This window comes from Bradyrhizobium sp., assembly GCF_035935975.1.
GTDB lineage: Bacteria > Pseudomonadota > Alphaproteobacteria > Rhizobiales > Xanthobacteraceae > Bradyrhizobium.
The window spans coordinates 49066-68911 of record NZ_DASYWN010000052.1; the positions used below are offsets into that span (position 1 = coordinate 49066).

Here is a 19846-nt window from a genome sequence, read left to right on the forward strand (position 1 = left end):
TGGCTAAACCACGAACTCGACAACGCCCGCGGCCTAGCCTCACTGCATGCCATGGCGGGCGAAGTCATCGCCGATCTTGGCCTGGATGATCCTCGCAGCCGAGATATCGCTGTCGCCGCCGGCTTTGTCACCCTGCCTGAGCTTGGCAAGTCCGCGTCCATAAAGCGCGCTTGCCAGCTTCGGCTCGACGCGCAACGCCGAATTATAGTCGTCGATGGCTGCGGCGAGTTGCCCCATCTTCAGATGGATCAGCGCCCGCGAGTCGTAGGTCGCGGCATTGTCCGCCCCCGACTGGAGCGCCCTGTTGCAGTCTTCGAGCCCGGCCTCGAGATTGCCGAGGACGGCCCGTATCCAGCAACGTCCGTGCCAGGCATGATTCAAATTCGGATCCAGACGAATCGCCTCGTCGAAGTCGCGCGCGGCGCGCTCGTACTCGCTCATTTTAAGGTAGGCTTCGGCTCGGTTGACGAAGGCACCGCCATAATTGGGATTGAGCTTGATGGCCTCATCGAAAGCCTTCACCGCGACGTCATACGCCCCCTTCTTCAAATAGGCCACGCCGCGATTGTTGACCGGTTTGACGTAACCCGAGGCGAGTTCGATCGCCTGATCGAAATCCTTGATCGCGCGGTCGTACTCCGCTGTCACGACGTAGGCATTGCCACGATTGTTGTAGGCGACGGCCAGCGCGTCCGCATTGCCCTCGCCCGAACTGATGAGCGCCGTGCAGCCGGCGATCCTGGCTTGAGGCGGAACGCCCGCACCGTTGCACAGTTCGATGCTCTTGAGATTGCTGTTTTTCTGCGGCTGTCCCGCCGCTGCCGGTAAGCCGAGCAACAGCAACACGAGGATGGTCGCCGTGCCGTCGATGAGAGCGACCCTCATACTCATGTCCGTATCAGACCCCGCTGCAAATCGATGAAGCATCGCAAGTTCGCTTCAGCATCCTCTTCAGCATCCTCGGCAGATGGTCAGCTTGGGATTGGCTGCCTCTGTGGGCCGAGGCGGCGTGGCGGCTGCACGCTTCTTCAGCGCCTTGCTCTTGCCCTCTTCGATGAGGGTGGCGAATCTGGTGGAACCATCATCCGAGATTTCGATGTGCGGCGTGGTGCCCCGGATTCCCATGGTTGCCACGGGCGTATCGACCTTCATGTCGCCGGTCTTGGCGACCTTGCCGGCAACAAACGTGGCCGTTCCCTTGGTCAGACTGAAAAACGTCGCATTCGTCTTCCCCTCCGGCTCGTACACATACTCGTCCAACGTCATGCGAGCGTTGCTGGACAGATTGAACGACGAGCCATCGGTGAAGTTGATGCTGATACGGCTGTCGACCCCGGTTCGCACCAAATCGCCCAGATATACGACATCGCCAACCTTGGTTTGGGCGGCCTGATCGCCAAGGTTCGCCTGGACCACGACCGCACCCGTGTGCTCGATCGTGACCGCCCCGGTAACGCCGATGACCTTACCGATGGGTTTTGGCGCAACATCCTGGACGGCGGGCTTCACAGGATTGACTTGCGCTTGCGCGAGCCCAGGGAAAGTACTTGCAAACACCCAAACGAAACCGGTCACGAAAGCTGCAATCGTCTGTCTGCACATGACCCGCCCTCTCCGAGAAGATCTCGTTCGCGTGGCCGCTTGATGGCCTCTTTGAACCTTGGCGGCGCCCACACGTCGCGCATCGTCCAATCTACCACCTGGAGCGCTCCTATGGACCGGCCTACAAATGGAGTACTCCTTTTGCGCCCTCCATCTTCGCGCCGGGACGCTTAAGCTCGCAGCAAGGGGCCGTGCTCTTTGCCGGCCCCCGCAAAGATAGACTTGCATTATCAAAGCGTTTTCGGCGTGCAGGACCCAATTCGCCGACGCCAACGCATTTTGTTTCTGTGGCGTAGGCAAAACAAACAAGAGGACTGCGGCATCGCGCTGAGCCGGAATTGTCCAGCAGGCGAGGCCAAACGATGTTGGTTGCATCCAGCGTTGAACTCACGGATGAGGCCGTCGCGATCCCACCTCACCAGATCGTCGGCATCGTTCAGACGGTGATTGGTTGCGCAACTCTCGCGCGAGACAACTCCGCGGCAACACAAGTCAGCGTTGGCGACCCTGTCTGTTATGGTGACACGATCGAGACTGCCGCTGACGGGCAGATCGGAATTCGGCTCGTCGACGGCACCGTCTTCAACGTCGCCAGCAGCGCCCGGATCGAGCTGAGCGAATACGTCTACGACCCCAACGGCACGGTGCGCTCGATCGTGCTCGCGGTGACCAGAGGACGCTTTTCTTTCGCAGCCGGCCGGCTGGGCAACGGCGGCACTCTGACGGTCGACACGCCGATGGGAAGCCTTCGCGGCCGCTCCTATTCGAGTGGGTTCGGAATATTGACGCTTGCCGCGCTGACTTTCTCGACGATGCCGGACGCACACGCCGCGGACCCCGACTCCACATTCCTGGATGACGACAAGATCGACTACAAGGACCTTCAGCACGGCTCCTTCGAGCTCATCACCAAGGAAGCGGTACCGCGACACATCATCGTCGAGGATCCCGGCGAGACCATCGTTCTGAATAGGATCGGCTCCTCGGTCAACGTCAGTCAAGTCGCCAATAGCGCTGCGCGAATGGAGGAATTGCAGGCCGCGCAACAGGACGTCCTCGCCAATCTCACGCGGGGTCCGACAGGATCGAGCACACCCTCTTTCGGCGATCCAGTTTCGCTGGAGCATATCAATTTTACCCCGCATGACTCGATCACGCCGCAAGGCGTGCTTCCACCTCTGCCGATATTCGACTTCCCGGTTCCCGTCATCATACATCAGCCGCCGTCGCTCGGCTTGCCAGCCGGACCGGTCGAAATCGACACGATCCATTTCGACGAGTTCACCACGGCGAGCGGCACTTTCGCGGCCAGCAGTCCCGAGACCGGCATCATCCTGACCTTCGGCCTCAGTGGAGGAACGTCCGGCAGCACGACACTGAATGGAGTGACCTACAATCTTTCGCAGACGGGTCCCTTCGGCACTCTTTTCCTGAGCAGCACGTCCGGCGCCTACGCCTTCGTTCCGAACAACGATGCAATCAACGCCCTGCAGTCGCCGACGACGACAAGCTTCGTCATCACCGTCTCGGACGGTGCGCGCTCGGTGAGTCAGGTCTTCACGATCGGCATCGACGGTGCCAACGATGCGGCCATCATCTCAGGCGACGTCAATGCCACGGTGGCGGAAGCAGGCGGTGCCGCCAATGCGGCGCCTGACACGCCACCGGCAACCGGCACGCTCGCGGATGCGGACGTCGACAACCCGCCCGATACGTTCACGGCGGTCAGTTCGCCGACCAGAAGCACGGACGGCTACGGCTTCTTCACGATCACGGCAGCCGGCGTGTGGACCTATACGCTCGACAACACCAATCAGGCGGTCCAGGCCCTCAATGTCGGCGACACCCTGACCGACACCTTGACGGTGACCAGCGTTGACGGCACCCCTCAAGTCCTCACGATCACGATCCATGGCAGCAACGACGCCGCCATCGTCTCCGGCACCGCGGCCGGCTCGGTTGTCGAGGGCAGCACCGCGTCGCCCGGTACGTCGATCGCGACGGGCATGCTTGCCGATGTGGACGTCGACAATCCAGCCAACACCTTCGTGGCGACCGGCTTGCCGACGGCGAGCGCGAGCGGCTACGGCAGCTTTACGATGACAACCGCCGGCGTGTGGACCTACACACTCGACAATGCCAACACCAAGGTACAGGCGCTCAACGACGGCCAGACGCTGACCGACAGCTTCACGGTGATCACGATCGATGGCACCCCGCAGGTGGTGACGATCACCATCAACGGCAGCAATGATGCGGCCGTCATTTCCGGACAGACGACGGGCTCGGTGATCGAGGCCGGGGGCTGCGCCAACGGGAAGCCCGGGACGCCGGTCGCGACAGGTACGCTGACCGACACCGATCCCGACAATCCGTCAAACACCTTCGTGGCGGTGAGCTCGCCAAAGCCGAGCGCAGCCGGCTTCGGCACCTTCACGATGACGGCGCTTGGCACGTGGGCCTACACGCTCGACAACGGCAACAGCGCCGTGCAGGCGCTCAATGTCGGCGACACGCTGACCGACACATTCACTGTGACGACCGTCGACGGTACGCCGCAGGTGGTTTCCATCAAGATCATTGGCACGAATGACGCCGCCATCATTTCCGGCACTACGACAGGCTCGGTGCTCGAGGCAGGCGGAATCTCACCCGGCAAGCCAGTCGCGACGGGCACGCTCACCGATACCGACGTCGACAATCCGGCCAACACCTTCACCGCCGTGACCTGTCCGACTGCAAGCGACTGCGGCTACGGTACCTTCACGATAACGGCCGCCGGCGTATGGACCTATACGCTCGACAACTGCAACAGCGTGGTAAACGCCCTCGATGCCGGCGACAGGCTCACCGATCATTTCACGGTGACGAGCATCGACGGCACCAGGCAAGAGGTGACGATCTCAATTCATGGCGCCAGCGACGGCGACCCCAACGACTTCGACAATCTGGCCACAGGGACGACCGTGGTATCGGATCCTCCGTTCGTCTACGGGACCCCCGGACACGATAGCATCGCAGGTGGCGGCAATTTCACCCAGATCGCTTACGGTGGCGCCGGCGACGACACCCTCAACGGCACCGGTGTGTGTGACACCATCTTCGGCGGCTCGGGCAACGATACGATCAAGGGCAACAACGGAGATGACGTCATCTACGGCGGCTCGGGGCGAGACACGATCGACGGCTGCAACGGCGACGACACCATCATCGGCGGGTTCGGTGCGGACAAGCTCACCGGCGGCAATGGCAAGGACGTCTTCGTTTATCTGTCCGCGGTCGATTCCAGAGCGGGCCGGTTCGACACCATCAATGATTTCGCGCCTGGATGCGACAAGATCGATCTGACGGCGCTCGGCGCGCTCGGATTCGTGATCCTGGCCTTGGACTCCGCAAATACGTCCGTGCCGGCGCATACCATCGCCTGGCTGTACGACAGCTCGGCCAATGAGAGCGTCGTCTATGTCAATCCGACCAACCAGCCCCTCCAGATCGGTGATTCCAGCCTGGTGGAAATCCATCTACAGGGCATCGCGAGCATCGACTCGTCGGATTTCATCGTCGCCCCGCCCGCCGCGCCGGCGGTGGCCATGACTGACGCGATCGACCCGACTGCGACGACACAAGGTGACACCACCGTCGTCGCGGCCAGCACGTCCAGCCCCTCGACTGACACGACGGCTGAGACCCTCCCCGTCGAGCAGATCTCCGCGGCGCAAGCCGCCGAATTGAGCCATAGCCTCGATGCCGGTCAAAGCCGGACCGGGCGGAGCGACCATCCCGGCGCTTCCGATTCGAACGGGGCTGCGCCGCCGAGCCCCGTGGAAGTGGCAAGTGTTTCGCCATTGGCGGACTTCCATTTTGTCTTTGAACAAACTGGAAAGGGCGACAGCAACCAATCGAAGTCGATCAGTCCGGTTAGCACCGCAACCGAAAGTCATTCGGGACCGGCAATTCCGGTCAGCACGCCGGATGGCTTTCTCTTTGCATCTGACCAACACGCCAACAACGGCAAGGCTGCAGAGGCTCCTGGCCATGCGAGCGCCGCCGATACAGGGGGGGCGCTTGACGCCAGCCCGGCGAGCAAGCCCGGGAACGGCGGCAACGGTCATTCGCACTTGCCTCAAGCAAACGGACCCGGTCATGACGAGGCTGCGGGCCCCGGCGCGCTTGATACTCAGCCGCATTCCAAGACTGACGGCGCGTCCGGCTCAGAAGCAAATCCGCACGCAGCAGGTGATTCCTTTAAATTCCTGAATCGGGGTCACGAGAAATCGAGCACCACCACTTTGGACGAATTTCCATCACCGCTCGATCAGCACGGACATGCGAGAGAGGTCAAGGGACATGCCGACGCGGCGCCAATGATCGAGACTTGGCATATGGACAATGGCGCCCACAACGGACACGTCAACCACCACCTGCAGCACGATCTCATCGTGTGAGGTTGGTCCGCTGTGGAGCTCCTGATCCGCCGCGAGGTTACCGGCGGCCTGGCGGCGTTGCCATGGCAGCGGCCGGCTCGGGCGGCGTCAGATGGCGTGGAACGATGATGGTCTGGCCGGGCGTGAGCGGTGCGTTCTCGGCCAGCGAGTTGCTCTGCGCGAGCGACCACACCGGCACGCGATTGGCTGCCGCAATGCTCTCCATGGTATCGCCGCGGCGCACCGGCACCCGCACGCCGCTGTCCCATAATTCGACCAGCGTGTCGCCGGGCAGCAGATAGCGCAGCGGCACGGCATCGCCCTGGGTCTGCGGCTGGATGCGCGGCAGCTGCGTCACCATCTCGATGATCTGGCGGTGGATGTCGTCGGACTTCTCGATGTTGATGTGCGAGACGCGGCTGTTTTCCTTCAGGTCGTAGCTCGCGTAATGGCCGCGAAAGCCGGGGACGGCCACGACATCGCCGCCGCCGAGCACGCTGTCGGAAAGGAAGATGTTGATGAAGCGCTCGACATTGAGCGGCACGTCGCCGGTGGCATGGGCGGAATCGATGGTGATGACGAGGCTGATCGGAATGTTCTCCTTGGCCGCCATCTCGGAGATGACGACCGAGCAGAGCCCGCCCATGGAATGGCCGATCAGCACGATCGGCGCCGGGCTTTCCTTGTAGCTGGCGATGACACGGTTGCCGATCAGCCGGCAGATGGTGAATTCATAGACGTCGGCCGAGAAGCCGGCCTGCGTCAGCTTTTCGCTGAGCCGGTCCATGCCGGTCGAGAAGATCGGACCCATGGCGCCGCGGAACAGGTAGATCTTGGGCGGCGGCAGCGGCTCGACGGGCGCGGGCGGCAGCGGCGCGGGGGTCGTCACCGTCGCGCGCTTCGACTTGGCAGGCGACGCAACGGCCGTGCCGGTGCTCAAGGCGAGCAGCGCAACCGCTGCCAGCACGACGAGCCGCCTCAAATCCATCATCAGGTCAGAAGTCCCACCACGGGAAGCCGTCGCCCCCTCCGGGGCTTAGTGACCACCGATTGGGTGGATTTTGGGGCACGGAACCGGGGCCGTGACGTCTGGTGCGTCAATTGAACGGAATCCATGGCTGGGCCTCGCAGGCATCTACAATCACCGAAATCTCGATCCCCTTGTAGGCGTCATTGTCGAAAAAGACCGAATAGGCGGGCGATCTGCCGGCTGACGGGCCCCGCTGCCTCAGGCAGACGAAATACAATCCCGGCCCGTGGTCGGTTCGTCGGACCGCGGTTGTCTCGAGTCCCCCGGTCAGCTTGGCTTCTGCGGCCCCTTTTTTGACGCCCTCCTGCACCGCCTTGGCGCCCGGTGCACGTGGGGGCTGATAGGCAGGAGGTGGATTCGCACTCGTTGCGCATCCCGCGAGCAGCAGCGCCAGGACGGCTGACAGGGCCACCAGAGGGCGGCCGAAGACAGACCTTCGCCGGTCGCGCCGCGCCAACTCATATCGTGGAAACATCGCTTGCCCTCGGCGCCGAGCGCCTCATGCCTGGGTCAGGAAGAGATAGAGGCAGCCCGCGACGGTGGGCAGGAACGCGACGAGGGCGGTTATCCAGAAGCCTGGTTCGAGCATCGCGTCGTGGTCATCGGTCTCGCCGGCTGTGCGCCGATCCGCAGCCACGCGGCTCCACGCTTCGTCAGCAGTGAACAGGGGAATGCTCGTCGCATGCACATCGAGGCGCGTTGCGGTTCGGCGCACGGCGCGTTGGGCGGGACGGGTCATTTCTGATGTCAGCATGTCAGCTACTCTGGTCGGCTACTCGTATGCGAGCTGGATATCGGCGCGCAGTCGCATCACTGCGTCAGCGCCTGCTCTGAACTCGGCGCTGGCGGCGGTGATGCCGGGGGTGGAGTGTTGGCCAGACTCTCCTTGGCGCCGGAATCCGTCCAGGCCGGCGGCAGGCCGAGCCCCTGCCCCGCAAGGCCGGTCAGGCCTGGAAAGCGTCCGAACGCCTCGCACGCGACGTATTTGGGCGCGCCGCCGAGTCGCACGGGAATGCTGTCCATCGGCGGCAATGCAGGGACGCCGCCGAAGGGCGATTCACCGGTCGAGACCAGCTTGGCGAAGTCCGCACCGAAATCGGCGGCGAGATCGTAGGCATCGCCTTCGTTGGAAACCCGCGCGGAGTTCGAGATGGAATTGGCATTGCGCGCCCACACCATGGCGGCCTTCTGAAATCCGGCGAAGTCGCGCGCTTCCGCTTCGACCGAGAGGCTGCCGAGTCCGACCGGAAGCCGCGGAACCGGGACGGGCACGCCGGGAAGCGCGACGGTCTTGGCAATCGCCAGGGCTTTCGACGCGCCGGCGGCAGTCTCGCTGGTCGGCGTGGCATGCGTCACCGTCGCCTGCACCGTGAGATCGGCGTCGTCATCGGAGGTAACGATGCGGAAGCGCTCGCTCAAGCGCAGACACAGCTCGCGGCTGACGGCGTTGGCGACCAGGCGGCGCTCCTTGTCGTTGAAAGCAACGCCGGGGCGCGCGGGAAAGACGGTCGATGCGATCCGGATCGTCTTCGCTGCCAGCACATCCTTCTTGTTCACGCGGATCTTCGATCGCGTCACCAGACCGTTCGCATCCGACATCCGGTCGTAGCTTCTGAGCGAGCCGGCCTGTTCGAGCGGAGCGGTCGCACAGCCACCCAGCGCCAGCGTGACACACATCAGGGCCGTCGGTGGCAAGCGCATGGTCCCATTCCCGCATCGGCGGCTTATTAGAGAGATCGCTCTAATAATTACTCTCACGCACCGCAACGTCCGTCAACATAAATAGATGGAACTCTCTAATTTTGATTTTCTCGTGGCAAATCCTCGTGCTAAACGGGGCGAGTGTGAATGGAGATGTCCGGTTTGAGGAAAGTCGACCCCGTCAAGCATGAGCAGAAGCGCCAGGAGATCCTCGGCGCGGCGATCCGCTGCTTCATCAGGGACGGCTTCCGCGGCGCCAGCACGACGGACATCTGCACCGAGGCCGGCATCAGCCCCGGCCACCTCTATCACTACTTTCCGAGCAAGGAGGCGATCATCGAGGCGATGATCGATCTGGGTCTGGCCCGCTCGGCGGAGCGGTTTGAAAAGATTCTCGCCGCCGACGACGTCATCGAGGCGCTGCTCGTCGATATCGAGGACAACAGCCTGCGGTTTCGTCCCGCCCAGATCCTCAATCTGGATGGCCTCGCCGAGGCTGCCCGCAATCCGGACTTCGCAAAGATCATCGAACGGCACACCGCGGCGGTCCGCCGCATGTGGAGCGACTTCCTGCGCCAGGCACAAGATCGGGGACGGGTGGATCCAGGACTCGATCCGGATGCGACGGCGAACATTTTGATCGCCCTCATCGACGGATCCCGCGCGATGCCGATCCGCAATCCCAAGCTGGATATCAAGCAGAACGCCGAGCATCTGAGAACGATGCTCGCCCGCTTCCTGAAGCCACCCGAAGCGCAGACCACCGCGAGCAGGCCGCGTAGTCAAAAGACCAGCGGTCCGCTCAAGCTGGTCAGGAAGCGATAACAGGACTCGCCCGCGACCTCTCGCCTTCGCGTCTCGCCCGAGCGGCCATCTCTGCAAGCCGCATGGCGGCCCCTGCGTAGCGACCACACGGCGATGTGAACGGCCCCACTCCGGGGACTAACAGAAAGGCGTTGACTTAAGAGCATATGCACCTATCTTCGCGCATATAGGAGCATATGCTCTCAAATAGCCAAAGGAGCGGTGTCATGAGCGGAGCAACCATTCTGGTCAGCGGTGCGACTGGACGAACCGGAGGAGCCGCCGTCGACGAGCTGCTCAAGATGGACAAGAAGGTGCGCGCCTATGTGCGCTCGGACGGCGAGCGGGCGGCTGCACTGAGGCAGCGCGGCATCGACATCGCCATCGGCGATTTCACCGATATCGATGCCATTCGCGCGGCCATGGAGGGCATCCAATCGGCCTATTTCCTTCATCCGATTGCGCCGGGCATCATCGGCGCAGCCGCCTATTTCGCCCAAGCCGCGAAGGAAGCCGGCGTCAGCGCGATCGTTAACATGTCGCAAATTTCGGCCCGCCGGGAATCGGCAAGCCATGCGGCGCAGGATCACTGGGTTTCGGAGCGGGTGTTCGACTGGTCGGGTGTCGCGACCACGCATTTGCGTCCCACCTTCTTTGCCGATTGGCTGGTCTACCCGCATTTCGGCAAGGACATCTGGGCCAGGAAGAAGATCGAATTTCCGTTCGAGAACGGACGTCACGCGCCGATCGCCAGCGACGATCAGGGCCGTGTCATCGCCCACCTCCTGGCCAAGCCGCAAGGTCATGAAGGCAAGATCTATCCGCTGCACGGCCCGGTGGAGATGAATCACACCGAGATTGCAGCGGAGATGAGCGAGGTGCTCGGCAGCAAGATCGAATACGCGCCGACTTCGATCGCGGTGTTCAAGGAGAAGATGGAGAACCTCTACAAGTTTCCTCCATTCCTGGTGCAGCACCTGGTCGAAGTCGCCCAGAATTATCGCGACGGCATTTTCGCAGGCACAAACGACACCGTCGAAAAGATCACGGGAACACCGCCGCTCTCGGTCCGACAATTCATCGCGCAGAACCGCGCCGTGTTTGCCTAAGCACGATCAAAGCGAAACTGGGGTTTGAAAATGTCCCACAAACAAACCGAGCGTCACCCGTTTCTGGACGACCTGGCTGCTGATGCCGAATTGGTCAGCTCCGTGCTGCGCGGTCCTGTCACTGGACGCGACGACATCCGCCGCGTCGTCGATGCCGTCGGAACCTTCTACGCGTCGCAATCGCCGAAATTTCTTCAGAGCGTCAGCTCGCGACTGTTTCTCGAATACGAGGCCGTTCTGACGGGCGGAGAGAAGCTGAGCGCGACCGTCATCGTCGACCACAATCCCGACGGATCGGTGCCGCGAGTCAGCGTGCGGATGAGCCCGCTCGGCGCAGTGCTGTCTCTCGCCGCCGGCCTGCGCGAACGGCTTTCGAAACAACTGCCGGAACATCTTTTTCTCTGAATTGAAGATGGGCCGGCGGCACGAACAAGCTTCCTGGCACCAGAATCTGGAAAGGTAGACCATCATGGACATCAAGAACGCAACCGTCTTCATCACCGGTGCCAATCGCGGCCTGGGCCTGGCATTTGCGCGCGAGGCACGGCGCCGCGGCGCCGCGAAAGTCTACGCAGGCATGCGCAAGACGGACGGCTTCAATGAGCCCGGTATCATCCCGGTCAAGATCGACGTCACCGATCCGGCATCGATCACCGCAGCCGCCGCGCTGGCGACCGACACGACGGTGCTGATCAACAATGCCGGCATTGCCGCCCTGATCGACGGCCCGCTGGCGGCCGACGTCGCGGCACAATCGGCCCGTATGTTCGATACCAACTATTACGGTGTCGTGCGCGTTACACAGGCCTTCGAGCCGATCTTGTCGACCAAGCCGGACGCCGCCATCATCAACGTGCTCTCCGACATCGTCTGGCTGCCGCGGCCGATCTTGACACCCTATGCCGCCTCGAAGGCCGCAGCATGGAGCTATACCAACCAGCTTCGCTTTCATTTGCGCGAGCGCGGCGTCCAGGTTCTCGGCCTGCATGTCGGGTTCGTGGATACCGACCTGACCAACGGCATTGACGTGCCGAAAGCGAGCCCTGCAGACGTGGTGAGCGCGACCTATGATGCGCTCGCCTCCGGCAAGAGCGAGGTGATGGCCGACAAGGGAACGGCCGTGCTGAAGAATACGCTTGCGGCCGAAGAGCCCGGCTATATCACCCCGCCGCAAGGGTTTTAAGAAAGGGTTCTGAGAATATCGCTGCGCCCGCGCCGCGCTTATATTCGCGGCGTGGGCCTTCGACGGACATGAAGGACAAGGAGATGCTGCCGGTGAACAAGCCTCTGGGAATCGATCAATGCAACTGCTCCGCCATGAGGAAGGCCAACCGTCAGATCTCGCGCTTCTATGATGCCCATCTCGAGCCGGTAGGCCTGCGCATCACGCAATTCCTCACCTTGGCGGCGCTGAACGAGCTCGGCGACGCAGCCGTCAATGCGCTCGCCGAGCAGCTCGACATCGAGCGTACCGCAATGGGCAAGATGGTCGGCTTTCTGGAGCGGGACGGCCTGGTCCGAATCCGCCCCTCGCCGACCGATGGAAGAAGCCGCCTCATCGAACTCACCGATGCCGGGCGGCGTCTTCACGACAAGGCCGCGCCGCTTTGGCAGCGCGCCCAGCGGGAATTCGAGCAACTGAACGGCGCGAAAAATGTTGCCGCGCTGCGGGGCGCCCTGCGAGACATGGTCGTCGGCGACATGAAGCCGGACTCATCCGAGGACTGAGCGCAGCGATCCGATGGCGGAGAGCGAGGCCAGAGACCCGGGCCCTGGCCCGGGTCTCGCCTTATGAGCCCCTCACTGCCTGCTCTTGAGCCGGCTGCGATGTGCGGCCTGCTTGGCGCGATTGCCGCAGACCGCCATGATGCACCATCGCCGCGCGCGCCTGCGCGTGTGGTCGGCGAACAGCATCGTGCAGTGATGGCCCTCGCATGCCTTCACGTCGGAAAAATCTTCCTCGCAGACGAACTTCGCCATTGCCTCGCCGATCGGCAGCAGCAGGGATCGGGATGATGGCCAGCGCCGCATCGTCCGTAACGCAAGGCCATGATGGCTGTCGCCGGACCGCGGCTCGATCCGGCTGAACACCTCGTCCTGCTCCAGGAGCTTGTTCAGCGGATCGAGCGCCTGCAGCGCGGCCGGGCCAAGCGGCCGGCCCGCATGCTCGCGAACAAATCCCCGGAACCATTCGCGCAGCGCGCGCGCCTCGCTCGCGACCTTGTCGAGCTCGTCCGGCTTCGCCCGCGCCTTCAGCGCGTCGAGCTCATCGGGGGGCACCAGCTTGGCCTGCGCCAGCCAGTCGAGCAGGCCATCGCCATCGTCGAGCCAATCGACGGGCGTATCGACCGGCGTCGCCAGCGAGTTGAGAAAATCGAGGCCGAGCGTGTCGGCGATGAACATGGCGGGCGGGCGGTCCATGCGCGGTCCCTGAGTGGTCCTTGGCCGTCTGGATGAGGCCCGCCTTAGTAACCACTAAAATAGTCATTGACAAGTTACGAACCATATACGTAACCTGCATTTAGCCATTTAAAAGGTTACTATCAGCAATGGAGACGGCCATGCCCCCGACCACCTATCGCACTGCAGACGTCGATGGCTTCAAGGTGTTCTATCGCGAGGCCGGCCCTAAGGGCGCGCCAAAGCTCCTGCTGCTGCACGGCTTCCCGAGCGCCGGCCACATGTTCCGCGACCTGATCCCGCTGCTCGCCGACAAGTTTCACATCGTCGCTCCCGATCTGCCGGGCTTCGGCCAGTCCGACATGCCTTCGCGCGAAACCTTCCGCTACACCTTCGACAACGTCGCGCATGTCATCGAGCGCTTCACCGAGGTGATCGGTTTCGATCGCTTCGCCGTGTACGTCTTCGACTATGGCGCGCCGACCGGCTTCCGGCTCGCGCTGAATCATCCCGAGCGGATCACGGCGATCATCTCGCAGAACGGCAACGCCTATGAGGATGGCCTCAGCGACGGCTGGACTCCGATCAAGGCCTATTGGCAGGCCCCCTCGCCTGCCAACCGTGATGCATTGCGCGGCTTCCTCGCGCCGGAGGCAACACGCTGGCAGTACACGCATGGCGTCCCCGATCCGACCCTGGTGTCGCCGGACGGCCAGAACCTCGACAATTTCTATCTCGCGCGGCCGGGCTCGGACGACGTGCAGCTCGACCTGTTCGGCGACTACAAGAGCAACGTTGCGCTCTATCCGTCATTCCAGAATTACTTCCGCACGCACAAGCCGCCGTTCCTGGCGGTCTGGGGCAAGAACGATCCGTTCTTCATTCCGCCCGGCGCCGAAGCCTTCAAGCGGGACAACCCCAACGCGGTGGTTCAGTTTTTCGACACCGGCCATTTCGCCCTGGAAACGCATGCGCGGGAGATCGCGGACAGCATTCGCACGTTTCTGACAAACACTGCGGCACGGCCCTAGAACGGCAAAATCCGGTTCAGCAATTCAAGCAAGCTGCGCTGCTCGGCCTCGCTGAGCGGCGCCAGCATCTTCTGATTATACGGCTCCGTCAGCCTTGCCCCCTCGGCAATGAGCTTTGCGCCCTTGGGCGTGAGCATGAGCTCGACGGCGCGGCGATCCGCTTTCGAGCGGTTGCGCTTGATGAAGCCGGACGATTCCAGCTCGTTCAGGATCTTGATCAGGTTCGGCAGGCGCAGCCGCAGCAGGCTGGCAAGACCGCTCGGCGGCACGCCGGGATTGTCGCGAATGACGACGAAGATCGCATAGGTTGCGGGCGTCAGGCCGAGCGCGGCGAACTCCTCGTAGAAGCCCTCGAAGAATTTCAGCTGCGCAAGGCGCAGCATGAAACCGGGCGTCCGCTGCAGCGCGCGCAGGTCCAGCGATTTCTCCAGCGCCTGCGCGGACTTCGCTCCGGGTCTTGCGGTTTTCGGGCTCATCATCCTCACGCCTCAGGGCCAAAAATCGGCCGAATTGACACTCTCAAAAATAGATATAAAATATAACTATTATTCAGCGGCACCAAGACCGCCCATGGGAGGGAGACAATGAACAGCAAATTCCTGCATAAATTGTGCATCCTGGCCGCGATGCTGGCCGCCGCGCCTGTCTTCGCGCAGGACGTCGTGAAGATCGGGGTCCTGAACGACCAGTCGGGTCCGTTCGCGAGCTATCAGGGCATCGGCTCGGTGGTCGCGGCAAAAATGGCGGTCGAGGACTACGGCGGAAAGGCCGGCGGCAAGCCGGTCGAGGTCGTCGCGGCCGATCATCAGAACAAGACCGATATCGGGATCGGCATCGCCCGGCGCTGGTACGAGAACGACGGCGTCGATGCGATCTTCGACATTCCGAACTCGTCGATCGCGCTCGCCGTCGCCGGCATGAGCGCCGAGAAGAACAAGGTCTTCGTCGGCTCCGGCGCCGGCACGGTGCTGCTGACCGGCGAGAAGTGCACGCCGAACACGGTGCACTGGACCTACGACACCTATGCCTATGGCCGCGGCCTCGGCAAGGCGATCGTGCAGCAGGGCGGCAAGAAGTGGTTCTTCATCACCGCCGACTACGCCTTCGGTCACGATCTGGAGAAGCAGGCCGCGGAGGCCGTGAAGGCGTCCGGCGGCGAGGTGCTCGGCAGCGTGCGGCATCCGCTGGGAACGGCCGACTACGCCTCGTTCCTGCTCCAGGCCCAGGCATCGGGCGCCAACGTCGTCGGCTTCGCCAATGCCGGCGACGACACCATCACGTCGATGAAGCAGGCCGCCGAGTTCGGGCTGACCAAGGACCACAAGCTCGTCGGACTGATCCTCGGCATGAACGGGCTTCCCGCGCTCGGCCTGAAGTTTGCGCAGGGCGCCCAGATCATGAATCCGTTCTACTGGGATCTGAACGACGGCACACGCGCTTTCGCCAAGCGCTTCGCCGAACGCATCCCATCGAAAGCCTATCCGAACGACATGCAGGCCGGCGTCTATGCTTCGGTCATTCACTACCTCAAGGCAGTCGACAAGGTCGGCAGTGCCAAGGACGGCAAGGCGGTCGTCGTTGCGATGAAGGAGATGCCGACGGACGATGCGTTGTTCGGCAAGGGCTATATCCGCAAGGACGGACGCAAGATCCACCCGCTCTACCTGTTGCAGGTCAAGTCGCCCGAGGAATCGACTTCGGCCTGGGATCTGCTGAAGGTCGTCGCCACGATCAAGGGAGAGGACGCCTTTCGCTCCGAGAGCGACGGCCAGTGCCCGCTCGCGAAGCAATAGCGGATCGGAGCCGAGCATGAGCGGCATTGCATCCAGTCCGGCCGATCCGTTTGCGCCCGACTTCCTGATGAATCCCTATCCCGCCTATGAGGCGCTGCGCGCGCTCGCGCCGGTCTTCGAGCTGGAGCGCTACGGCGTGTGGGCGATGGCAGGCTACGCCGAGGTCGAGCCGGCGCTGAAGGACTGGAAGACGTTCATCAGCGGCGAGGGTGTCGGGCTCCACGGAATGAACCCGGCGCTGCCCAAACCGCTGACGCTCCAGATCGATCCGCCCGATCATGACAAGGGCCGCCGGGTGCTCGGCCGCACGCTGTCTCCGGGCGTTGCAAGGAAGCTGCGCGAGACGTTTCAGCGGGAGGCGGAGAAGAAGGTCTCCGAGCTGATCGACAAAGGTAGCTTCGACGCCGTTGCCGACCTCGCCGAAGCCTTTCCGATGAAGGTGTTTCCTGATGCGATCGGCATCCGTCCGGACGGCCGCGAGAAGCTGCTGGCGTGGAGCACGTTCGTGTTCGACAGCTTCGGCCCGGAGAACGAGATGCTGGCCGCATCGCGCAAGGCGGGTCTCGCGGCGCAGTGCTGGATCATGGACTGTTGCGCCCGCGAGGCGCTACAGCCCGACGGGCTCGGCATGATGATCTACCAGGCCGCCGACGACGGCGAGATCACCGAGCACGAGGCAACGCATCTGGTGCGGCCGTTCCTCACCGCCGGCATCGACACCACCGTCAACGGCATCGGCAACACCCTGCTCGCGCTTGCCACGCATCCGGATGAATACCGCAAGCTCCACCACAGACCTGAGCTGGCCCGCAATGCCTTCGAGGAAGGCCTGCGCTACGATTCACCGGTGCAGACGTTCTTTCGCACCACTTCGCGCGACGTCGAGATCGGCAGCGGCGTGATTCCGGCCCACCGCAAGGTGCTGCTGTTCATGGCCTCCGCCAACCGCGATCCCGCCCGATGGGACGGGCCCGACCGCTTCGACGTCGAGCGGGTCGCAACCGGACATGTCGGCTTCGGCGCCGGCATCCACGCCTGCGTCGGCCAGATGATCGCGCGACTGGAAGGCGAACTGATCTTCAGCGAGCTCGCAAGGCGCGTGAAGACCATCGAGCTCACCGCAGAGCCGAAGCGCAGGCTCAACAATTCCCTGCGCGGGCTGGAGAGCATGCCGGTCCGGGTAACGGCCGCTTAAGGCCGTTTCAGCCCGGACGTCGCTCTCGGTTTCTTAGCCCTCAGTTCCTTGGCCCTCAGTTCCTTGCCGGAGCCGTCGCGGCGGCGGCACGTGCGGACCGCGGTGCGCCGGGTTCGGCGACCGGAGCTGCCGGGGCGCGCGAGCGCATGATCGCGGCGTCGATCTCGCCGATGACGCGGCGCTGGATCGCCTCGCTCTTGTCGATCGAGATGTGGCCGACGCCGGTGCCGCGGACGTCGACATTGTCGAGCTTGCCGCGCAGGCCGTCCGCGGCGCGAACCGGCTCGCCGGGGCCGTCGCCGATATAGATGTTGATGTAGCGCTCGGCACCGGTCGAGAGCCTGGTCTTGAACACGGAATCGAGGCCGATCGCGAGCTTCACGGGCACGCCGAGCTGGTTGAGCTTGGCGATCATGTCAGGCAGCGCGGTCGCGCCCGAGGAATGGCCGACCAGGATGATGGTCTTGACGCGGCCGGCCCGGTAGTTGGCGGCGGCTTCATCGGCGAGCGAGGACCAGGACACGAAGTTCGCGACGGTCACCGGGATGCCCTGGGCCTGGAGGCGGGCGCCGATCGTGTCGAGCCCGAGCGAGAAGATGTTGAGCACGCCGCGCAGCAGGTAGACATGCGTGGTCGCGACAGCGGCCTGGCTCGGTGCCGCCTTGGCGGCGGTCGGGCTCATGGCAACAGCTGACAGCAGGAGCAGGCCCATCGCCCACGCACGGAGGGCGGACAACTGGCTGGCGCCGGCGGTGTGACGGCGGTTCGGTCTCATCGATGTTTTCCCTGGGGACAATACGCTTTGCGATTGGCCGGAATCGTAGCCACGGCCCGCTCGCAGACGCAACAAAGAGGCGCGTGAGTGGCAATCTTAGCAGCAAGCCGTGACCATCGCGCAACACTTGCCCGCAACCTGCCACCGAAGGGCCTGTTTTGAGACCATTTTTCTCCGGGCAATTGCGGCCGGGCAAGGCCATTCCTATCTCAGGGCTCCGCTGACCGCCCTCCCGGGCCGGTTCCAGCCTCCCCTTCCCCAGTCTTTGCCCTTCAGCCCTGGCCATCATGTCATCCATCATTTCCGTCGCCGATCTGTCGAAGACCTATGGGTCCGGCTTCAAGGCGCTCAAGAACGTCAATCTCGACATCAGGCGCGGCGAGATCTTTGCGCTGCTCGGGCCGAACGGCGCCGGCAAGACCACGCTGATCTCGATCATCTGCGGCATCGCCAATCCGAGCGAAGGTCGCGTCCTCGTCGGCGGCGAGAACATCCAGACCTCCTACCGCAAGGCGCGCTCGCTGATCGGTCTTGTGCCGCAGGAATTGCACACCGACGCCTTCGAAAGCGTGTGGGCGACCGTGAGCTTCTCCCGCGGCCTGTTCGGCAAGCCGAAGAATCCTGCGCACATCGAGAAGGTGCTGAAGGACCTCTCGCTCTGGGACAAGAAGGACAACAAGATCATCACGCTGTCCGGCGGCATGAAGCGCCGCGTGATGATCGCAAAGGCGCTCTCGCACGAGCCGCAGGTCCTGTTCCTGGACGAGCCTACCGCCGGCGTCGACGTCGAGCTGCGCAAGGGCATGTGGGAGGTGGTGCGCACCCTCCAGCAATCCGGCGTCACCATCATCCTCACCACGCACTACATCGAGGAAGCCGAGGAGATGGCGGACCGCATCGGCGTCATCAACAAGGGCGAGATCGTGCTGGTCGAGGACAAGGCGACCTTGATGCAGAAGCTCGGCAAGAAGCGGCTGACGCTACATCTGCAGGGCAAGGTCACGGCACTGCCGGACAGCCTCGCCCATTACGAGCTCGACCTCTGCGACAACGGCGCGACCCTGGTCTACGACTACGACACCAAGGGCGAGCGCACCGGCATCACCAGCCTGCTAAGCGACCTGCGCACCGCCGGCATCCGCTTCAACGATCTCGACACGACGCAGTCGTCGCTCGAGGACATCTTCGTCGACCTCGTGAGGACGTCATGAACCATCGCGCCATCCGCGCCATCTATCTGTTCGAAATGGCGCGCACCTGGCGCACGCTGCTGCAAAGCATCGTCTCGCCTGTCGTTTCGACCTCGCTCTATTTCGTGGTGTTTGGCGCCGCGATCGGCTCGCGCATCAGCCAGGTCGAGGGCGTCAGCTACGGCACTTTCATCGTGCCGGGCCTGATCATGCTCTCGGTGCTGACGCAGAGCATCGCCAATGCCTCGTTCGGCATCTACTTCCCGAAATTCACCGGCACGATCTACGAGATCCTGTCGGCGCCGATTTCCTACTTCGAGATCGTGCTCGGCTATGTCGGCGCGGCCGCGACCAAGTCGATCATCCTGGGCCTGATCATTCTCGCCACCGCCGGCCTGTTCGTGCCGCTGCATATCCACCATCCGGTCTGGATGCTGACCTTCCTGGTGCTGACGGCGGTGACGTTCAGCCTGTTCGGCTTCATCATCGGCATCTGGGCCGACGGCTTCGAAAAGCTGCAGATGATCCCGATGCTGGTAGTGACGCCGCTGACCTTCCTCGGCGGCAGCTTCTATTCGATCGACATGCTGCCGCCCACCTGGCGCTCGGTCGCGCTGCTGAACCCGGTCGTCTACCTGATCTCGGGCTTCCGCTGGAGCTTTTACGAGATCGCCGATGTCAGCGTGTCCGTCAGCATCGGCATGACGATAGCATTCCTGGTGATCTGCCTCGCCGTGATCTGGTGGATTTTCCGGACCGGGTATCGGCTGAAGAACTGACGGACGCGTCTGT

Annotated in this window: 20 protein-coding genes; 11 read left to right on the forward strand and 9 right to left on the reverse strand. The window is 63.2% G+C overall.

Going from position 1 to position 19846, the window contains the following annotated elements; all coding sequences use genetic code 11:
• Nucleotides 1–39: 39 nt before the first annotated feature.
• Complete coding sequence (locus VGR99_RS30950; RefSeq protein WP_326903735.1) at nucleotides 40–927, reverse strand: tetratricopeptide repeat protein; 888 nt, start codon at nucleotides 925–927, stop codon at nucleotides 40–42.
• A gap of 24 nt (nucleotides 928–951) precedes the next feature.
• A complete protein-coding gene (locus tag VGR99_RS30955) occupies nucleotides 952–1602 on the reverse strand; it encodes a FecR family protein (protein ID WP_326903736.1) in 651 nt (216 codons plus the stop codon).
• Between the two features lie 362 nt (nucleotides 1603–1964).
• Between VGR99_RS30955 and VGR99_RS30960 the strand changes: the two genes are divergently transcribed.
• On the forward strand, nucleotides 1965–6047 hold the full coding sequence (locus tag VGR99_RS30960; RefSeq protein WP_326903737.1) for a VCBS domain-containing protein: 4083 nt from the start codon (nucleotides 1965–1967) through the stop codon (nucleotides 6045–6047).
• A 37-nt stretch (nucleotides 6048–6084) separates the two neighbouring features.
• Here VGR99_RS30960 and VGR99_RS30965 read toward each other — a convergent pair whose 3' ends face one another.
• From VGR99_RS30965 to VGR99_RS30980, 4 genes are all read right to left on the reverse strand, one after another.
• Nucleotides 6085–7017 (reverse strand): LysM peptidoglycan-binding domain-containing protein, encoded by a 933-nt coding sequence (locus VGR99_RS30965; RefSeq protein WP_326903738.1) that lies wholly within the window; start codon nucleotides 7015–7017, stop codon nucleotides 6085–6087.
• Nucleotides 7018–7123: 106 nt separating this feature from the next.
• The gene (locus tag VGR99_RS30970) at nucleotides 7124–7468 is read right to left on the reverse strand and encodes a hypothetical protein (protein WP_326903739.1); all 345 of its coding nucleotides are present in this window, start codon (nucleotides 7466–7468) and stop codon (nucleotides 7124–7126) included.
• Nucleotides 7469–7555: 87 nt separating this feature from the next.
• Nucleotides 7556–7810 (reverse strand): hypothetical protein, encoded by a 255-nt coding sequence (locus tag VGR99_RS30975; RefSeq protein WP_326903740.1) that lies wholly within the window; start codon nucleotides 7808–7810, stop codon nucleotides 7556–7558.
• Nucleotides 7811–7866: 56 nt separating this feature from the next.
• Complete coding sequence (locus VGR99_RS30980; protein ID WP_326904077.1) at nucleotides 7867–8733, reverse strand: DUF3313 domain-containing protein; 867 nt, start codon at nucleotides 8731–8733, stop codon at nucleotides 7867–7869.
• Nucleotides 8734–8904: 171 nt separating this feature from the next.
• Here VGR99_RS30980 and VGR99_RS30985 point away from each other — a divergent pair, with 171 nt between their 5' ends.
• The 5 genes from VGR99_RS30985 to VGR99_RS31005 all read left to right on the forward strand — a co-directional run bounded on the left by VGR99_RS30985 (nucleotide 8905) and on the right by VGR99_RS31005 (nucleotide 12398).
• A complete protein-coding gene (locus VGR99_RS30985) occupies nucleotides 8905–9582 on the forward strand; it encodes a TetR/AcrR family transcriptional regulator (RefSeq protein ID WP_414645203.1) in 678 nt (225 codons plus the stop codon).
• A 206-nt stretch (nucleotides 9583–9788) separates the two neighbouring features.
• Nucleotides 9789–10670, forward strand: a complete 882-nt coding sequence (locus tag VGR99_RS30990; protein ID WP_326903742.1) for an NmrA family NAD(P)-binding protein — start codon at nucleotides 9789–9791, stop codon at nucleotides 10668–10670.
• 30 nt (nucleotides 10671–10700) lie between these two features.
• Nucleotides 10701–11075 (forward strand): hypothetical protein, encoded by a 375-nt coding sequence (locus tag VGR99_RS30995; protein ID WP_326904078.1) that lies wholly within the window; start codon nucleotides 10701–10703, stop codon nucleotides 11073–11075.
• Between the two features lie 64 nt (nucleotides 11076–11139).
• The gene (locus tag VGR99_RS31000) at nucleotides 11140–11853 is read left to right on the forward strand and encodes an SDR family oxidoreductase (protein WP_326903743.1); all 714 of its coding nucleotides are present in this window, start codon (nucleotides 11140–11142) and stop codon (nucleotides 11851–11853) included.
• 83 nt (nucleotides 11854–11936) lie between these two features.
• On the forward strand, nucleotides 11937–12398 hold the full coding sequence (locus VGR99_RS31005) for a MarR family transcriptional regulator (RefSeq protein ID WP_349256789.1): 462 nt from the start codon (nucleotides 11937–11939) through the stop codon (nucleotides 12396–12398).
• A gap of 72 nt (nucleotides 12399–12470) precedes the next feature.
• Here VGR99_RS31005 and VGR99_RS31010 read toward each other — a convergent pair whose 3' ends face one another.
• Nucleotides 12471–13091, reverse strand: coding sequence for a CGNR zinc finger domain-containing protein (locus VGR99_RS31010; RefSeq protein WP_326903745.1), 621 nt, complete (start codon nucleotides 13089–13091; stop codon nucleotides 12471–12473).
• A 140-nt stretch (nucleotides 13092–13231) separates the two neighbouring features.
• Between VGR99_RS31010 and VGR99_RS31015 the strand changes: the two genes are divergently transcribed.
• A complete protein-coding gene (locus VGR99_RS31015; RefSeq protein ID WP_326903746.1) occupies nucleotides 13232–14101 on the forward strand; it encodes an alpha/beta hydrolase in 870 nt (289 codons plus the stop codon).
• On the opposite strand, the gene VGR99_RS31020 is transcribed toward VGR99_RS31015, so the two are convergent.
• A complete protein-coding gene (locus VGR99_RS31020; protein ID WP_326903747.1) occupies nucleotides 14098–14580 on the reverse strand; it encodes a MarR family transcriptional regulator in 483 nt (160 codons plus the stop codon). The two genes, VGR99_RS31015 and VGR99_RS31020, sit on opposite strands and share 4 nt — an antisense overlap.
• Nucleotides 14581–14685: 105 nt before the next feature.
• Here VGR99_RS31020 and VGR99_RS31025 point away from each other — a divergent pair, with 105 nt between their 5' ends.
• Nucleotides 14686–15894, forward strand: a complete 1209-nt coding sequence (locus VGR99_RS31025) for an ABC transporter substrate-binding protein (protein ID WP_326903748.1) — start codon at nucleotides 14686–14688, stop codon at nucleotides 15892–15894.
• A gap of 16 nt (nucleotides 15895–15910) precedes the next feature.
• Nucleotides 15911–17089: a cytochrome P450 gene (locus VGR99_RS31030; RefSeq protein WP_326903749.1), complete on the forward strand. Its 1179-nt coding sequence runs from the start codon at nucleotides 15911–15913 to the stop codon at nucleotides 17087–17089.
• Between the two features lie 55 nt (nucleotides 17090–17144).
• On the opposite strand, the gene VGR99_RS31035 is transcribed toward VGR99_RS31030, so the two are convergent.
• The gene (locus VGR99_RS31035) at nucleotides 17145–17864 is read right to left on the reverse strand and encodes a hypothetical protein (protein WP_326903750.1); all 720 of its coding nucleotides are present in this window, start codon (nucleotides 17862–17864) and stop codon (nucleotides 17145–17147) included.
• Between the two features lie 287 nt (nucleotides 17865–18151).
• On the opposite strand from VGR99_RS31035, the gene VGR99_RS31040 reads away from it, so the two are divergent.
• Nucleotides 18152–19075, forward strand: a complete 924-nt coding sequence (locus VGR99_RS31040; protein ID WP_326903751.1) for an ABC transporter ATP-binding protein — start codon at nucleotides 18152–18154, stop codon at nucleotides 19073–19075.
• The gene (locus VGR99_RS31045) at nucleotides 19072–19833 is read left to right on the forward strand and encodes an ABC transporter permease (RefSeq protein WP_326903752.1); all 762 of its coding nucleotides are present in this window, start codon (nucleotides 19072–19074) and stop codon (nucleotides 19831–19833) included. Before VGR99_RS31040 ends, VGR99_RS31045 begins: the two co-directional genes overlap by 4 nt.
• Nucleotides 19834–19846: the final 13 nt, after the last annotated feature.

Bases quoted from the DNA above. Each gene is read 5' to 3' on its own strand.
- VGR99_RS30950 (WP_326903735.1), bottom strand. From the start codon at position 927: ATGCTTCATCGATTTGCAGCGGGGTCTGATACGGACATGAGTATGAGG.
- VGR99_RS30955 (WP_326903736.1), bottom strand. From the start codon at position 1,602: ATGTGCAGACAGACGATTGCAGCTTTCGTGACCGGTTTCGTTTGGGTG.
- VGR99_RS30960 (WP_326903737.1), top strand. From the start codon at position 1,965: ATGTTGGTTGCATCCAGCGTTGAACTCACGGATGAGGCCGTCGCGATC.
- VGR99_RS30965 (WP_326903738.1), bottom strand. From the start codon at position 7,017: ATGATGGATTTGAGGCGGCTCGTCGTGCTGGCAGCGGTTGCGCTGCTC.
- VGR99_RS30975 (WP_326903740.1), bottom strand. From the start codon at position 7,810: ATGCTGACATCAGAAATGACCCGTCCCGCCCAACGCGCCGTGCGCCGA.
- VGR99_RS30980 (WP_326904077.1), bottom strand. From the start codon at position 8,733: ATGTGTGTCACGCTGGCGCTGGGTGGCTGTGCGACCGCTCCGCTCGAA.
- VGR99_RS30985 (WP_414645203.1), top strand. From the start codon at position 8,905: ATGGAGATGTCCGGTTTGAGGAAAGTCGACCCCGTCAAGCATGAGCAG.
- VGR99_RS30990 (WP_326903742.1), top strand. From the start codon at position 9,789: ATGAGCGGAGCAACCATTCTGGTCAGCGGTGCGACTGGACGAACCGGA.
- VGR99_RS30995 (WP_326904078.1), top strand. From the start codon at position 10,701: ATGTCCCACAAACAAACCGAGCGTCACCCGTTTCTGGACGACCTGGCT.
- VGR99_RS31000 (WP_326903743.1), top strand. From the start codon at position 11,140: ATGGACATCAAGAACGCAACCGTCTTCATCACCGGTGCCAATCGCGGC.
- VGR99_RS31005 (WP_349256789.1), top strand. From the start codon at position 11,937: ATGCTGCCGGTGAACAAGCCTCTGGGAATCGATCAATGCAACTGCTCC.
- VGR99_RS31010 (WP_326903745.1), bottom strand. From the start codon at position 13,091: ATGGACCGCCCGCCCGCCATGTTCATCGCCGACACGCTCGGCCTCGAT.
- VGR99_RS31015 (WP_326903746.1), top strand. From the start codon at position 13,232: ATGCCCCCGACCACCTATCGCACTGCAGACGTCGATGGCTTCAAGGTG.
- VGR99_RS31020 (WP_326903747.1), bottom strand. From the start codon at position 14,580: ATGATGAGCCCGAAAACCGCAAGACCCGGAGCGAAGTCCGCGCAGGCG.
- VGR99_RS31025 (WP_326903748.1), top strand. From the start codon at position 14,686: ATGAACAGCAAATTCCTGCATAAATTGTGCATCCTGGCCGCGATGCTG.
- VGR99_RS31030 (WP_326903749.1), top strand. From the start codon at position 15,911: ATGAGCGGCATTGCATCCAGTCCGGCCGATCCGTTTGCGCCCGACTTC.
- VGR99_RS31035 (WP_326903750.1), bottom strand. From the start codon at position 17,864: ATGAGACCGAACCGCCGTCACACCGCCGGCGCCAGCCAGTTGTCCGCC.
- VGR99_RS31040 (WP_326903751.1), top strand. From the start codon at position 18,152: ATGTCATCCATCATTTCCGTCGCCGATCTGTCGAAGACCTATGGGTCC.
- VGR99_RS31045 (WP_326903752.1), top strand. From the start codon at position 19,072: ATGAACCATCGCGCCATCCGCGCCATCTATCTGTTCGAAATGGCGCGC.